The sequence below is a fragment of the Pantoea sp. SGAir0180 genome (assembly GCF_043546245.1).
In genome coordinates, this window is record NZ_CP028071.1 from 1,699,865 (window position 1) to 1,713,357 (window position 13,493).

The window sequence follows — 13,493 nt, forward strand, 5'->3', positions numbered from 1 at the left end:
GGAGCGGCAACAGTCACTAAACACGTTACCTCAGCAGCAAAACACTACCAGTCAGCGTCAACCATTGCCTCAGGAGCGTCCTGTCATACCTGTTTCTGAAAACTGTTCCCTGACCCAGTCCGCAAATAATCGTATACGGGGAGCCAGTTGGCGGTTCTCCGGCCAGGCAATATGAACCGGGAGTTCATCAACCTGCCAGTCATCAAACAGCCTGATGAGGTCCCCCTTTCTCAGCGCGTCTGCCACCAGAAACTCATAGGTCGTTACGATGCCCAGGCCCGCGCGCGCCGCACTGAATGCCGCGTAAGCGTCGTTGACGGATATCTGAAACGGACCGCTAAGCGGAAACGATTCGCTGGCTTTCATCAGTTGATGCTCAAAACGTCTGCCACTCTGTGGGGAACGCACCTGAATATGATGAAAGTGCACTAACTGCGTGGGATGGGAGGGTTTACCCTGTCTTTTAAGGTATGCGGGCGCGGCGCATACCACCATGGGCAGTGCTCCCAGAGAGCGGGCAACAAGCGAGTCATCGTGAAGTCGTCCTATGCGTATCACGCAGTCAAACTGATTTTCAATGAGATCGCTGGTTCGGTTGCCCACGCTCGTGATGATCTGTAAATCCGGGTAGCGGTCCATGAAATCCCCCAACCTCGGAATAATCAGGCAGTATGCCAGCGCGCCCGGCATGTCTACCCTGAGCTGGCCACGCCACGTTCCAGCCGCTCCCGAAACGCTGCTGTCCAGTTTTTCCGCCTGGATAAGTAATGCCTGCGCGCCCTTGTGGTAAACCTCACCCTGTTCCGTGAGGCTTAGCCGTCGTGAAGAACGATGTAAGAGTTTTACACCCAGCTCGTTTTCAAGGGCCTGAATCTGCCGTGTCACCGTTGACTTGGGTAACCCGAGACTTTCCGCAGCACGGGTGAAGGCTCCGGTTTCAACGACCTGTAGAAAGCTGCGTATCGCAGAAAATTTATCCATGCCCCGCCTTATTGTTGCTGTATCTGCAATTTAAGTTTGCCTGGCGCCCGATTGTTCATTACGCCCACAACCCTGAATATAAGGCCATCCAGTCCATTCCCCCAACGGAAAAGCACATGAGCAAGCTGTTAAGCTGGCACGTCGCCGGTGCAAAAATCACAAAGATTCCAGAGCAACAGAGCAACGGCATTCCCGTGTTGTCTCTGTTTCCACAGTGGGATCGTCAGTCAGCCTTGCGTTTTGCTGAACACATTCAACGTCATGATCTGGATTTTACAGACGAGACCGTGTCGCTCAGCACACACAGCTGGCTGATTGAAAAAGACGGTAAGGTCATCATCCTCGACACCGCATCGGGTAACGGCAAAAAACGCCCTGGCAATGCAAAGTTTCATGAAATGAACAGCCACTGGCTGCATGCGCTGCGAGCGGCAGGCGTTGAGCCTGAGCAGGTGGATGCGGTCGTTTTAACGCACCTTCATGTCGATCACGTCGGCTGGAATACTGTCTTGAAGAAAGGTCAGTGGCGCCCCACTTTTCCGAACGCCCGCTACTACTTCTCCGCAGATGAATACCATTTTTATCAGAACCCACTTAATGTCATGCCGGAAAGCACAGGTGCAATGGATGACAGTGTGTATCCGGTCGTCGCTTCAGGGCAGGCCGTGTTTCTGGACAGCGCCGAGACAGAGGTCGTTGCCGGGCTGCAGATTCACAGAACACCGGGGCACAGCGTTGATCACCTGGCATTCAGTTTCTCAGACGGCGGTGAGACGGCCCTGTTCTGGGGTGACGTCGTGCACAGCCCGCTTCAGATATTCCTCCCCGAGTGGAACAGCCGCTACTGCGAATTTCCCGACACGGCAAAAAAATCCCGGACAGTGATGATGAATTTTGCTGCTCAGACCCGGGCGCTGGTTTTTACCTCTCACTTTCCGGACAGCTCGGCTGGACGGGTTCTCAATTCAAACGGCCAGTTAACCTGGCAGCACGCCTGACAGGAGAATATCATGACAAACACACCACCGCTGTTCAGCGAAGCTTTCGCCATACCCTCCGATACCAGAGACATTTCATTGTGGCTGCGTCACAGGCGGCGCGCTGATACTACGGACTTTGATGCGGCACAGACGGTTCTGCTGATGCACGGCGCCACTTTCTCATCGGGAAGTCTGTTTGATACACCGCTTGAGGGGGAATCTTTCCTTGATTACCTTGCCGCAGCCGGTCTGGATGTCTGGGCAGTGGATGTGCGTGGATACGGCCGCGCATCAAGACTACCTTCTTTCTCTTTGCCTGCGCGGGAAAATCCGCCGTCAGCGCGTGCTGAAACCGCAGTAAGGGACTTAGGAAGTGCGGTTGATTACGTTCTTGCACATCATGGACTGACGCAGTTGAACCTCATCGGGATGTCATGGGGAGGAACGGTGGCGTCGCTTTACACCACACGGAATACCGCTAACGTGCGGCGTCTGACGCTTATTGCGCCACAGTGGATTCAGGATGGTAAATATGCGCTGGATCCCGGCGGCGAAATAGGCGCATGGCGCGATATTGACATTGATGCAGTGGAATCACGCTGGCTTCAGGCCGCGCCAGACAATAAAAAGAACAGCCTTATTTGTCCCGGCGGATTTATGCAGTGGGCCCGGCAAACAGTGGATGAGGAATCCGATCCGGTTTTGAGAGCCCAGCGCAAAATCCGGGTTAGCACCGGTCCGATTCAGGATACACGGTGTTACTGGGCAAAAAATAAAGGCGTCTACGATCCCGCCGACATCCGCGTCCCCGTATTGCTCTTACATGGTGAATGGGATCGTGATGTACCTGTGAATGCAATCCAGGACTGGTTCCTGCGAGCGACAGGCACCCCCTGGAAGCGCTGGACAGAAATTGGTGAAGCCACACACATGATGGTGCTGGAGAAAAACCGACATCAGGTGTTTGAGCTTACCCGGTATTTTATCAGTCAGGTTCTGGATAAGTAATGAGGCCTGTATCACTCAAGCCTCATGTTCAGAAAAGTATCGTGCCAGACAACATTTGAGCTTACCCGCTATTTTATCAGTCAGGTTCTGGATATGTAATGAGGCCTGTATCACTCAAGCCTCATGTTCAGAAAAGTATCGTGCCAGACAACATCCGCTTCAGGTACAAAGCAACCTCTGAAACAGATTAAGGTCCGTCAGGCGCGAAAAGGGGAATTTCGCCCTGCCCGCTGTTGATACAAATAAAAAGCATTTCGGCTAACCTTTCAGCAAGCAGATATCAGAAGCTGACCGGCATTTTTCCAGCTGATTCTGAATACCGGGGCATGATCTGATGAAGGCATATCGGATAATGTTCTCTCCACAATGGTGCCCCCGAGGCGCTGATAAAAAGCTGTTGCCTGGGTGTTATCTTCAAACACCCACAAATAGAGCGGTGACTCATCATCCCTGCTCTTGACCCATTCGGCTGCGCGCCAGAGAAGTTGTTTTCCTACACCGTGACCACGTAGTGAAGAGCTTACATGCAGGCTGTCTATATAACAGCCCCACTGCGCGTCATAGTGGAGCTTAATACATATGAAGCCTTCAACCTTTCCATCATATTCAGCTACAAACACTGTTTCGCTTTCATTGCTCTGATTCAGTGCTGAGCGCCAGTGTGAAAGACGATCTTCCTGCGCCTGATTTTCAAGGAAATCCGCAGACATCACTTTCGTGTAGGTATCTCTCCATCCGGCGGTGTGCAGATGTGCTATTGCGTCGGCATCACTGCGCTGAGCCTGTCTTAAGTGAATCACTGTTACCTCTCACAAACGCAATGGCGTTTCATGTTAGCAAAATCACATTCAGTCGAAAATCAGCTTATCTGGTTCAAACCATACATCACATTTTACGCAAGGATGAAAATGAATCTGGAAAACTCATGCTGACAGAGTGCTTACCTCATACGTAAATGTCCGCTTCTGATACAAAGCAGACATTCACATAAAGCATTTTCAGGAAACGTGGGGCTTCAGTAATCAACATGTTTTCGATGCTGGCCTGTAAAACTGAGCGCGCATCGCAACAGGATTCAACATTACGACTCTTCAGCAAATCTCTTCCGCCTGTCTGGTATCATACATCAACTGAGCCCGTTCCATTTCCGCTCCATGTTTTAGCGCCCATCCATACAGCGCACTGAATGGCTCCTGAAGCGTCTGTGCCAGCGGTGTAAGGCTGTACTCCACGCTCACTGGTGAAGTAGGCAGCACCTTTCGGAGCACCAATCCATTGCGCTCAAGCCGCTTCAGCGCATCAGACAATGCTTTGTGCGTAATACCCTCCAGCCGGCGACGGAGTTCGTTGAAGCGCACAGGTTCATTACAAAGCACAGTGAGAATTAAAATTGACCATTTATTGGTTATGTTCTCCAGAACCGGCCGCGTTTTCCCTATTTCTTTCAGGTCATTACAATCAGTTTGAGACATGGCGATATATTCCCCGATACCTGATATAAATAAAGTGCGTAATTGTTATTAAGTTTACAAATTATATCATCTGTTTTCCACCCTGAGAGGAGAGAGCAGATGAGTAGATTAGAGAATAAAGTTGCCCTGATACTCGGCGGTGCAAAAGGCATTGGTCTGGCTATCAGCCAGCGATTTGCCAGTGAAGGTGCCACAACCTGGCTGACCTCACGCCGTAATGAGGAGTTAGAAGCAGCCAGTCAGACCATAAAGGGCACTGCCAGGCCAGTCCGTGCTGACGTCAGCCAGATAAGTGAACTGACGCGAATAGTCGATTTAATCAAGACAGAATCCCGCCAGATAGATGTGCTGGTCATCAACGCCGGCATGGCAGAATACGCGACGATTGATGATGTCACGCCGACACATTTTGATGCTGTTTTTGGCCTGAATGTGCGCTCACCGCTTTTTGCTCTGCAGGCAGCCCTTCCTCTGATGAAGGAGGGAGCGAGCGTCGTTTTGATAGGTTCGGTTGCCGATGTGATTGGCACGCCGGGATATGGCGTATATGGTGCCAGTAAAGCAGCACTTCGTTCTTTTGCCCGCACATGGACACGTGAACTCTCCGCCCGTGGCATCCGCGTTAATGTTGTCGCCCCCGGCCCTGTCGATACGGAGATGATGCGTGCAGCCTCTGAAGAGCTACGAAATGAGATAATCAGCACCATTCCCTTATCAAGAATGGGCAAACCTGAAGAAATTGCCAGTGCCGTCCTGTTCCTTGCAAGTGATGAAAGCAGCTATATAGCCATAGCCGGAGCAGAAATCTGTGTGGATGGTGGCATGACACAGGTATGAGGCATGGCGTTCAGTTTCACTAAGATCAGAGAAAAGCTGTACGAGAAACGAACCGGGCGACGACCCGGTTTTTCTTTAGCCAGAATGGCTGTGCTCAAATTCCCGTTTATTTGTATCGGTGTCCGGCAGGCGGTATGCTGCGGCTTATTGCGGCATTGGCGCGCTCGCCGTTAATGAATCCGACATCATTTCAGCAAGGCCCGCTTCTGGCACAAAGCGGACAGGCTGACTGAGCTGAAGATCCGCTATGCGCGAAAAGTGGTCTTTTGCTAATTTCTCAGAAATAGAATAGGTATGCTTTGACTTTGTTCTGTATGAAAGCCTTAACAGCAGGATTGAAAATATGAAACAGGTCAGAATTTATACACTCAAAGACAAACAGTCAGCAGAAATTTATTTTCACCGACACTGGCCCAGACATATGGCCTCTCTCCCAGCCTTTGGTATATATGTAAATCATGTTTATCTCGGGAAAGAATGTCAGGTCATTGCAACCGTTACCTATCAGGAGGATACCGAAATACAAGCTATAAATCAGAAATATATGGCCAGCAAGGAGTTCATGTCAGACATGGAAGGTTTCGATATGTCTTCAATCCTCCGGGTGGATGAAATCATTATTAAGGAAACACTTTTCTGACTTTGCGACTTTCTCAGCCAGCAGGAACATTCCTGTCGCAGTCACTTAAATTGATACACAGCAATTAACCGGCCGTTAAGGCGGGGTCATACAAAGCGCATTTGGCCTGTCCGCTTCTGGCACAAAGCGGACGCTAAAATCTCTTCCTTTGTCCGCTATAAGCGAGAAGCGGACATTTAAACCCCTGTTACCTGGTGCTACCCAGGTCCCGGTCACTTTCCAGACCTTTAAGCATAAGTGTGGCTTCTTCAATACGAACAAATAGCCCTGAATCATCTGTTTCAGCAAACATATAAACTTCCATCTCAACCTCTTCCCCATTGCGCTTAGTACACAATACACGATGTCTGGTAGCATAGAGATTGCCTTCACGAAGTTCGTCATGCACATCAATGTTGCCGAAAGAAATTATTTCGCGAAGTTTACGAGCATGATGAGCAAAGCTATCTAAACTTCCCCACTCATTATCAGTGCGCTGCCGATAACCGGGACTAGAGTGGCGATTAAGTATCTCTTCCAGGGGGATTTCCTGTTGGTTAATAATCTCATCCAATACGTTAGCAATAGAAATCATTTTCATGGTCAGTCCTCATCATAAGTTATCAGTACTCTACAATCGACCTGATGGCTTCGGTACGGTATAAAAGACAATAAATACCTCAAATAAGCCAATATGACCGACCCGTTAATTCCATTCTCCCGGGCTTTTTCTTCTGATGGACCCACTTTGATTGTCGCGGCCCGCCAGTCGGATGCAATAAGGGAAACACCACGTCACCATCACATTCGTGGACAGTTACTCGGCGCTGAGCATGGGCTGCTTACGATCGATGCGGAAGAGTGTCGCTGGGTCGTACCGGCAACGCATGCCGTGTGGATACCTCCAAATATTCCGCATGGTCTGCGCTCGCACGGCCCATATTCAGGATGGAGTGTTTATATATCTGCTGCGGCCTGTGGCGCATTATCTGATAAGCCTGCTGTGCTCTCAGTTACAAATCTGCTACGCGAAGCGATAACACGAGCAGCCTCCTGGAAGGTTGCAGAGCTTAATGCGCCTCAAAAACGTTTATCTGACGTTATCCTTGATGAAATCGGTTCGCTTCCCAGCGTTAATCTTGGGTTGCCAATGCCGCAGGATATACGGCTCTTAAAAGTTGCTCAGGTGCTGTCTGAGAGTCCAGATGACGGTCGCACACTTGAAGAATGGGCATTCTGGGCGGGAGTATCGTCACGCACACTGACACGGCGTTTCAGATCCGAAACCGGTTTTAGCTTTAATGAATGGCGACAGCGCATACGGTTACTCAAAGCTCTTGAGCTTCTTGCCGCAGGCAAGCAAGTGACGACAGTTGCACTGGAACTTGGATATGACAACGTGAGTGCCTTTATCGCCATGTTTCGCAGGGTATTTGGCACCACTCCTGCACGATTCAGAATTTAAATATGCAGGCCCGCATTAAGCATCGGCTTCTGGCTCAAAGCAGACGGTGCTTCTGATAAAACGCACTAATAAACAGATTCAGGCTTTTATGCTGAAAAAGTTTCCTGCATAAAAAAGTAAAAGGGCCGGTGTCAGCCCTTAATTAAATGAAACGCTGTTAACGTAAAGATCAGAAACTCTGCCAGTTGTTTTCATCTGCTGCTGCAACGGCAGGACCTGAACGAAAAGACGATGGCGCGTGTGAAGAAGGTACCCCCTTGCTGCGGACCACCGCAGAGACGTGTGAAACCGGTTTAAGGGTGAAGTTATTGACCAACTGGTTCAGTGATGCGGCCTGCTCCATCAGCGAATTTGAGGCAGCCGAGGCTTCTTCAACCAGCGCGGCGTTCTGCTGAGTGACATCATCCATCTGGTTAACGGCCTGATGCACCTGGCTGATCCCCTGTGACTGCTCACTGGCGGCCACAGAGATTTCATCCACAAGATCGGTAACCTGCCTGACGGCATCATTCATGCGTGACATGTTACTGCCAACACCCTCAGCCTGTTCGGAGCCTGCCTGGACAAAACTCATAGACGATTCGATCAGCTCTTTAATTTCACGGGCTGAAGAGGATGACCGCTGTGCAAGATTACGGACTTCACCTGCCACCACGGCAAATCCGCGCCCCTGCTCCCCTGCCCGAGCCGCTTCAACAGCGGCGTTGAGGGCAAGAATATTGGTCTGGAAGGCAATACCTTCAATCAGCGCAATGATGTCAGTAATTTTTGCGGAACTGTCTTTGATATCGCCCATCGTCAACAGCAGTGTGCGGACACGGCCTGCGCTGTCTTCTGAAATGTCCTGTGCATTTTTGGCCAGCTGGCTGGCAAGCCGTGTGTTTTCTGCGGTCTGACGGACGGTTTCACTGAGTTCAGACATGCTTGCTGCTGTCTGCTCAAGCGATGCGGCCTGCTCCTCCGTGCGCGAAGACAGATCTTCGTTGCCGGCCGAAATCTGCGCCGATGCTGAACTGACAGACTGAGCCGACGCTTCAACCTTAGAAAGTGAGTCTGACACATTCTCAATCAGATGGTTAAAGGCGCTGGCGGTCAGGCCAATTTCATCCCGGCGACTCACATCTGCACGCAGCGTCAGGTCAAGGCGTTCACTGGCGGTTTCCATTACATGACGCATACCGTTCAGCTGACGTTTGATGCCCAAAATGGTTCTGAGGGCGAAGAATGCAAGAATGATAATAGCCATGGCAGAACCGCCGATGAGGCTCCACACTGTTACGTTATAAGTGTGATCATTTTCTTTGCGCAGCGCATTACCAATGTCTACGTTGAGTTTCAGCTGTTTCTGAAAACCGGCATTAAGCTGACGCGCAGCGGCACCAATGCCGTCGTTACCCTGAAGGGAGCCGAGTGAAGCCGCATCATTTTGTGCACGAGAGGCGACCAGAAAAGCCGGTAAAGTGTCCTCAACTTTTTTGATAACGGCAAACGAATTTTCCGTTAACTGACGGTCCTCATCGCTTGAAATATCATTCTTCAGATAATACTGATTGAGCGACTTAATCTGGCTAATCGCCCCCTCGATTTCCTTTTCCAGCACAGCCTGACGGCGCGGGTCTGTCGCACTCTGGTGGCGGTAAAGTGAGATGACAAGCGCATTACTGCTGTCGACCATTTTCCCGATGTCCAGAATGGACGGAACCGTATTTTCCTGAACATAGTTAAAGCGGGACTGAAAGCCGCCCGCCACCAGCACTGCAACGATAACCATTGTCACCAAGGCAGCAGAAAGGAGTGAAAAGGTAAAGAGTAGACGCTGTGTAATGGTCATGTTATTTCCTGCCATAAAGGGATTCTGATGACTGATGAATATCAGTACTAACTCAAACATTCAGACGATTTATCGGCGGGAGAAAAATATCATTTAATAAAAATGATCAGAGAATGACCTATTACTGTGACAGGTGATGAAAACAAAGTTGGGCCGGGGACATAAACAGCACGTTCAACATGGTTCAGATTCGGTGAGTAAAAGCCTGAGGCAGACATGACAAATGGCACTTTTCACACTACGCGAAGTATAAATTATATAACGCATATGTCTTTATGTTCGCTCCAGTTGTTGCGACAGGTTTAACCTTACATCGGCAGGATGGCGTCCTTATTTACAGTAGAAACTGTTGTATTTGCATCCACTTCTGGCAGGCAGCGGAACAGCGCGGTAACGGCGCAGTTTTCGGCTGACGCGATCAGCCCTGAGCGCGAGGTCTGATGCGCAGGGACATGTTTACGTTGCCTGTATGCCCATGATCGTCCTGTGACGCACCTGCGGGTCACGGCTGTACGTTCATTTCGACTTTCCTGTACGATGCGAGTGGCCTGGTGGGTTCGACAGGCTCTTCCCCCGCTCGACATCGATGCGGGCCCGGTATGTCAGCGCAACACGGCGTCGTTGAGAGGACAGGAATGAAAAGCCCGCACTGTCGCTTCAGGTTTTCAGTTCACACGCTCTGTAGACAGGCTGTTTTCCGCCCTTTTTACGGATTGTTCACGATGTTCCTCCTTGCGGTTCTTTGCCTGACGTCCGCGTTATCGCGCGCTGCCGATCTGCCGGACGGCTTTGCCAAAGGCGTGACGGGCGGTAGCGGTGGCGCGGTTGTTCATCCCATCCGCACTGATGATCTGGTGAAGGCGTTGTGCGCCACCTATGACCGACACGGAAACTGTACGGATGATCGTCCCCGGATCATCGCTCTGGATCATACCGTCGATTTTCGTGGAACGGTCATGGTCAACGGCAAAGCCACGACCACGGAAAGGGGTTGCATGGCAAATGCCTGCCCAGGAGGCGGTGGCCAATGGGCGCGCAACGGTGCCAACCAGTTTTGTCAGGGCAAAGCGCCGGTTTCGGTGACCTATGATAATGCCGGTTTAGACCGTCTTAAGGTGGGATCAAATAAGACGCTGATTGGTGTAGGGGCACATGCGGGGATTCAGGGCATCGGGCTTTACGTCGGTGGCGGCGTTCACAACGTGATTATCCGCAATCTGACACTGTCAGATATCAATCCGCAGCTGGTCTGGGGAGGGGATGCCCTTACCATTGATAATGCGGAGGGTGTGTGGATTGATCACAATACTTTCGCCCGCATTGGCCGACAGATGATTGTCACGGGCTGGGGCTCCGCGTCCCATGTCACGCTTTTCGATAACGAATTTGACGGCAGAACACCCTATTCCGCAACCTGCGACGGTCACCATTACTGGGTCTGGCTGTTTCTGGGACACCATGACACATTAACGGTCGCGCGCAATTATGTTCATGATACCTCCGGGCGTGCCCCGCATGCCGGTGGGATGGGCAATGCCAGTGTCCTGGCGCAGCTGGTTAACAATGTCTTTGTCAATCTGACGTATCAGGGCGCGATAATGTCCAGAACACCCTCTTCGCGTCTGCTGGTGGAAGGTAACGCCTTTGAGAATGTGGCTCATCCGCTGTTTAACGACATCAGGCAGCCCGGTAATGCCTTCGCGCTTTTTGATACGAACGCCGCCGCTGGGGAAAACGCCTGTCTGAAAAATCTGGGCAGGCACTGTGTCAGTAATCTGCAAACCCAGAGCGGCACCGACTATCGCCCACAAGATATCTCGGTCCTGGAGGCTTTCAGATACGATCGCGCCTGGCTCGTCTCGCCTGTTTCCGCAGAGGTGGCCAGCGTCCAGGTGCCCCGTGAAGCTGGCGTGGGCCATATTCACAGTCCGGTGCGGTAAGTTTTTTAATGTGAGGGTTTCCCCGATGGCACGTTTATTGTTGCGCATTTTTGTCTTCTGTCTGTTCAGCAGGCTGGGCGTTGCCAGTGCCTTCGGCGTGACACACTCCGGCAACACTCTGGTGGTGGATACCGGTGCCGATCTGGTGTTTAGCATCGATGACCGCAACGGTGATCTGACATCAATGCGGTTTCATGGCAGTGAGCTGGCATCACCAGAGCACAAGGCCTCACAAGTCGCCTCCGGACTGGGGCACGCGCAGGTTGCAGTGAAAACGGCAGGCGATGTCATTGTCATCAGTGCGCAAGCGGGGGAACTTATCCACTACTACATCGCCAAAAAAGGCCGTAATGCCCTGTATATGGCGACCTACGCGCCCGCGCTTCTGCCGGTCGGGGAACTGCGTTTCGTGACGCGTCTGGATGTCAAAAAATTCCCAAAGGCCGACTGGGGCAACGATTCAAACGTCGGAAAAGCGATTGAAGGCAACGACGTCTTTTTGTTGCCTGACGGACGGACCAGTTCCAAGTTTTACTCTGCCCGTCCCATGATTGATGACGATCTGCACGGCGTCCACGGCCCGGGCGTAGCGGTCTTTATGCTGACGGGCAATCATGAGCTCAGTTCGGGTGGCCCGTTCTTTAAAGACATCGCGACGCAAAAAACGCAGATGACACACGAGCTGTACAACTATATGTATTCCAGTCATACCCAGACAGAACCGTTTCGACCGGGGTTGCATGGTATCTATGGGCTGTTGTTTACGACCGGAGAGAAGCCCTCCGCCACTTTAATCGATGTGGGATTTATTCATGCGTCACTGGGGCTGAAAGGGTTTGTCGATCAGACTGAACGCGGCACGCTGTCAGGTATGGTGACAGGAATGAGCGATCGTCCTGCCGCCGTTGTCGGCCTGCGAAACGCCAGCGCCGAATACTGGACGCGCGTGGACAGTCAGGGGCGTTTTACACTGACGGGCGTGCGTCAGGGGCACTATCAGATAACGCTGTACGATAAGGAACGGGAAGTCGCGCAACGTACAGCAGAAATCCAGGCCGGCAGACAAACTCAGATTGCATTAGCCGCACAGACCTTACCGGGTCAGGTTATTTGGCAGACGGGTTCACCGGATGGGACTCCGTCGGGGTTTCGTAACGCCCGTTTGCTGATGTCCGCTCACCCGTCCGATCGGCGTATGTCGCCCTGGACAGCCGCTGATTACCTTGTGGGAACCGCATCAGAAAGCGATTTTCCTGCCGCGCAGTGGCGGGATATTAACTCGCCAACCCGCATCCGTTTCATGCTGTCCCGTCACGATGTGCATGATTTAACTTTACGGATTTTTATTACTCTGGCGCAGTCTGGAGGACGCCCTCAGGTCAGCGTCAATCAACGCTGGACCGCGCCGATTCCGCCGGCTTCTGGCCAGCCTGCGAGTCGGGGGATCACCCGCGGCACTTTCCGGGGCAATAATGCGCTTTTTACTTTTGTCCTGCCGGCTTCCGCCCTGCAGGCAGGAATTAACACACTGGATATCAATGTGGCCTCGGGGCAAAAAGGCACAGGATTTCTGAGCCCAGGCTTCGTCTATGACAGTATTCAGTTAGTGCGATGAGCGGCGCGTTATCAGACCTGAAAAGGCGGAGAAAACGCTGTCTCCATCGCGGTCAGGTTCCCCAGTGACGGCGCACAACAGCCTTGATGACAGGATGTGTTTCTGCCTCTTCCAGCGAAGCACAGAAAGCGGGTCTGGTGCGGCTGAGATGCGCACGCGCATTGCTCCAGCGGCTCACGACACAGGCCAGCATTTCAAGCGCGCCGGGGTTAGCAGGCTGCCATGCGCGCGTGTCAAAAAAGAGATCGCTGAACATGTCCCACTGGTCATAGAGTTTTTTGACCGCCCCCTCGGCCAGCTGCTTACGCTGATCCGGCGAGCCCATATCCAGCCATCTTTCCGGGTAATCAATGATGCCGATGGCGGCATAACAGTTTGCACTTATATACACCAGCCCCCGTAATTGCTGAGCACGAACGTCGGCGTCAGTTGAAAGGATGCCGGCATCAGGACAGGCCATACCAAGATAAATCATGATGGCTGCGCTTTCAGTCAGCACGGACCCGTCAGGCAGGATGAGCGTGGGGATCTGGACCAGCGGATTCAACCGCTTTAAGGTTTCAAACCCACTGTCTTTGTGCCATGAACTCGCCTCAACCGTTGTGTATTCCGCCCCGGCCAATCTGAGCGCCATCTCAATCGCGGCAGCGCCCGAACGTGCGCTTCCATAGAGTGTGTACATATAAGATACCCTGTATGCGTTAATCCCGCGCCCTGAGGCGAGCCTGCATACATATTACCAGCA

Annotated in this window: 13 protein-coding genes; 7 read left to right on the top strand and 6 right to left on the bottom strand. The window is 51.9% G+C overall.

Going from position 1 to position 13,493, the window contains the following annotated elements:
* Positions 1 to 69: 69 nt before the first annotated feature.
* Positions 70 to 981, bottom strand: a complete 912-nt coding sequence (locus C1N58_RS07945; protein WP_394564773.1) for a LysR family transcriptional regulator — start codon at positions 979 to 981, stop codon at positions 70 to 72.
* A 116-nt stretch (positions 982 to 1,097) separates the two neighbouring features.
* Here C1N58_RS07945 and C1N58_RS07950 point away from each other — a divergent pair, with 116 nt between their 5' ends.
* Together C1N58_RS07950 and C1N58_RS07955 are read left to right on the top strand one after the other, a co-directional pair.
* On the top strand, positions 1,098 to 1,979 hold the full coding sequence (locus C1N58_RS07950) for an MBL fold metallo-hydrolase (protein WP_394564774.1): 882 nt from the start codon (positions 1,098 to 1,100) through the stop codon (positions 1,977 to 1,979).
* A 12-nt stretch (positions 1,980 to 1,991) separates the two neighbouring features.
* On the top strand, positions 1,992 to 2,969 hold the full coding sequence (locus C1N58_RS07955; protein ID WP_394564775.1) for an alpha/beta hydrolase: 978 nt from the start codon (positions 1,992 to 1,994) through the stop codon (positions 2,967 to 2,969).
* Positions 2,970 to 3,235: 266 nt separating this feature from the next.
* On the opposite strand, the gene C1N58_RS07960 is transcribed toward C1N58_RS07955, so the two are convergent.
* Together C1N58_RS07960 and C1N58_RS07965 are read right to left on the bottom strand one after the other, a co-directional pair.
* Positions 3,236 to 3,769, bottom strand: a complete 534-nt coding sequence (locus C1N58_RS07960) for a GNAT family N-acetyltransferase (protein ID WP_054633783.1) — start codon at positions 3,767 to 3,769, stop codon at positions 3,236 to 3,238.
* 291 nt (positions 3,770 to 4,060) lie between these two features.
* Positions 4,061 to 4,441 (bottom strand): winged helix-turn-helix transcriptional regulator, encoded by a 381-nt coding sequence (locus C1N58_RS07965; RefSeq protein ID WP_033741436.1) that lies wholly within the window; start codon positions 4,439 to 4,441, stop codon positions 4,061 to 4,063.
* 99 nt (positions 4,442 to 4,540) lie between these two features.
* Between C1N58_RS07965 and C1N58_RS07970 the strand changes: the two genes are divergently transcribed.
* Positions 4,541 to 5,278, top strand: a complete 738-nt coding sequence (locus tag C1N58_RS07970; protein WP_394564776.1) for an SDR family NAD(P)-dependent oxidoreductase — start codon at positions 4,541 to 4,543, stop codon at positions 5,276 to 5,278.
* Between the two features lie 343 nt (positions 5,279 to 5,621).
* On the top strand, positions 5,622 to 5,918 hold the full coding sequence (locus C1N58_RS07975) for an NIPSNAP family protein (protein WP_054687746.1): 297 nt from the start codon (positions 5,622 to 5,624) through the stop codon (positions 5,916 to 5,918).
* Between the two features lie 187 nt (positions 5,919 to 6,105).
* On the opposite strand, the gene C1N58_RS07980 is transcribed toward C1N58_RS07975, so the two are convergent.
* The gene (locus C1N58_RS07980; protein ID WP_394564876.1) at positions 6,106 to 6,492 is read right to left on the bottom strand and encodes a nuclear transport factor 2 family protein; all 387 of its coding nucleotides are present in this window, start codon (positions 6,490 to 6,492) and stop codon (positions 6,106 to 6,108) included.
* Between the two features lie 99 nt (positions 6,493 to 6,591).
* Here C1N58_RS07980 and C1N58_RS07985 point away from each other — a divergent pair, with 99 nt between their 5' ends.
* Positions 6,592 to 7,362 (top strand): AraC family transcriptional regulator, encoded by a 771-nt coding sequence (locus C1N58_RS07985; RefSeq protein ID WP_072193598.1) that lies wholly within the window; start codon positions 6,592 to 6,594, stop codon positions 7,360 to 7,362.
* Positions 7,363 to 7,531: 169 nt separating this feature from the next.
* On the opposite strand, the gene C1N58_RS07990 is transcribed toward C1N58_RS07985, so the two are convergent.
* A complete protein-coding gene (locus C1N58_RS07990) occupies positions 7,532 to 9,193 on the bottom strand; it encodes a methyl-accepting chemotaxis protein (protein ID WP_262959060.1) in 1,662 nt (553 codons plus the stop codon).
* A gap of 722 nt (positions 9,194 to 9,915) precedes the next feature.
* Between C1N58_RS07990 and C1N58_RS07995 the strand changes: the two genes are divergently transcribed.
* Together C1N58_RS07995 and C1N58_RS08000 are read left to right on the top strand one after the other, a co-directional pair.
* The gene (locus C1N58_RS07995) at positions 9,916 to 11,133 is read left to right on the top strand and encodes a pectate lyase family protein (RefSeq protein ID WP_394564777.1); all 1,218 of its coding nucleotides are present in this window, start codon (positions 9,916 to 9,918) and stop codon (positions 11,131 to 11,133) included.
* A gap of 25 nt (positions 11,134 to 11,158) precedes the next feature.
* Entirely contained in the window at positions 11,159 to 12,748 is a 1,590-nt protein-coding gene (locus tag C1N58_RS08000) for a rhamnogalacturonan lyase B N-terminal domain-containing protein (RefSeq protein ID WP_367143046.1), read from the top strand.
* Between the two features lie 52 nt (positions 12,749 to 12,800).
* Here C1N58_RS08000 and C1N58_RS08005 read toward each other — a convergent pair whose 3' ends face one another.
* Positions 12,801 to 13,430 (bottom strand): glutathione S-transferase family protein, encoded by a 630-nt coding sequence (locus C1N58_RS08005; RefSeq protein ID WP_394564778.1) that lies wholly within the window; start codon positions 13,428 to 13,430, stop codon positions 12,801 to 12,803.
* Positions 13,431 to 13,493: the final 63 nt, after the last annotated feature.

Excerpts from the sequence above, each read along its gene's own strand:
- C1N58_RS07945 (WP_394564773.1), bottom strand. The coding sequence starts at position 981 with ATGGATAAATTTTCTGCGATACGCAGCTTTCTACAGGTCGTTGAAACC.
- C1N58_RS07950 (WP_394564774.1), top strand. The coding sequence starts at position 1,098 with ATGAGCAAGCTGTTAAGCTGGCACGTCGCCGGTGCAAAAATCACAAAG.
- C1N58_RS07955 (WP_394564775.1), top strand. The coding sequence starts at position 1,992 with ATGACAAACACACCACCGCTGTTCAGCGAAGCTTTCGCCATACCCTCC.
- C1N58_RS07965 (WP_033741436.1), bottom strand. The coding sequence starts at position 4,441 with ATGTCTCAAACTGATTGTAATGACCTGAAAGAAATAGGGAAAACGCGG.
- C1N58_RS07970 (WP_394564776.1), top strand. The coding sequence starts at position 4,541 with ATGAGTAGATTAGAGAATAAAGTTGCCCTGATACTCGGCGGTGCAAAA.
- C1N58_RS07975 (WP_054687746.1), top strand. The coding sequence starts at position 5,622 with ATGAAACAGGTCAGAATTTATACACTCAAAGACAAACAGTCAGCAGAA.
- C1N58_RS07980 (WP_394564876.1), bottom strand. The coding sequence starts at position 6,492 with ATGATTTCTATTGCTAACGTATTGGATGAGATTATTAACCAACAGGAA.
- C1N58_RS07985 (WP_072193598.1), top strand. The coding sequence starts at position 6,592 with ATGACCGACCCGTTAATTCCATTCTCCCGGGCTTTTTCTTCTGATGGA.
- C1N58_RS07990 (WP_262959060.1), bottom strand. The coding sequence starts at position 9,193 with ATGACCATTACACAGCGTCTACTCTTTACCTTTTCACTCCTTTCTGCT.
- C1N58_RS07995 (WP_394564777.1), top strand. The coding sequence starts at position 9,916 with ATGTTCCTCCTTGCGGTTCTTTGCCTGACGTCCGCGTTATCGCGCGCT.
- C1N58_RS08000 (WP_367143046.1), top strand. The coding sequence starts at position 11,159 with ATGGCACGTTTATTGTTGCGCATTTTTGTCTTCTGTCTGTTCAGCAGG.
- C1N58_RS08005 (WP_394564778.1), bottom strand. The coding sequence starts at position 13,430 with ATGTACACACTCTATGGAAGCGCACGTTCGGGCGCTGCCGCGATTGAG.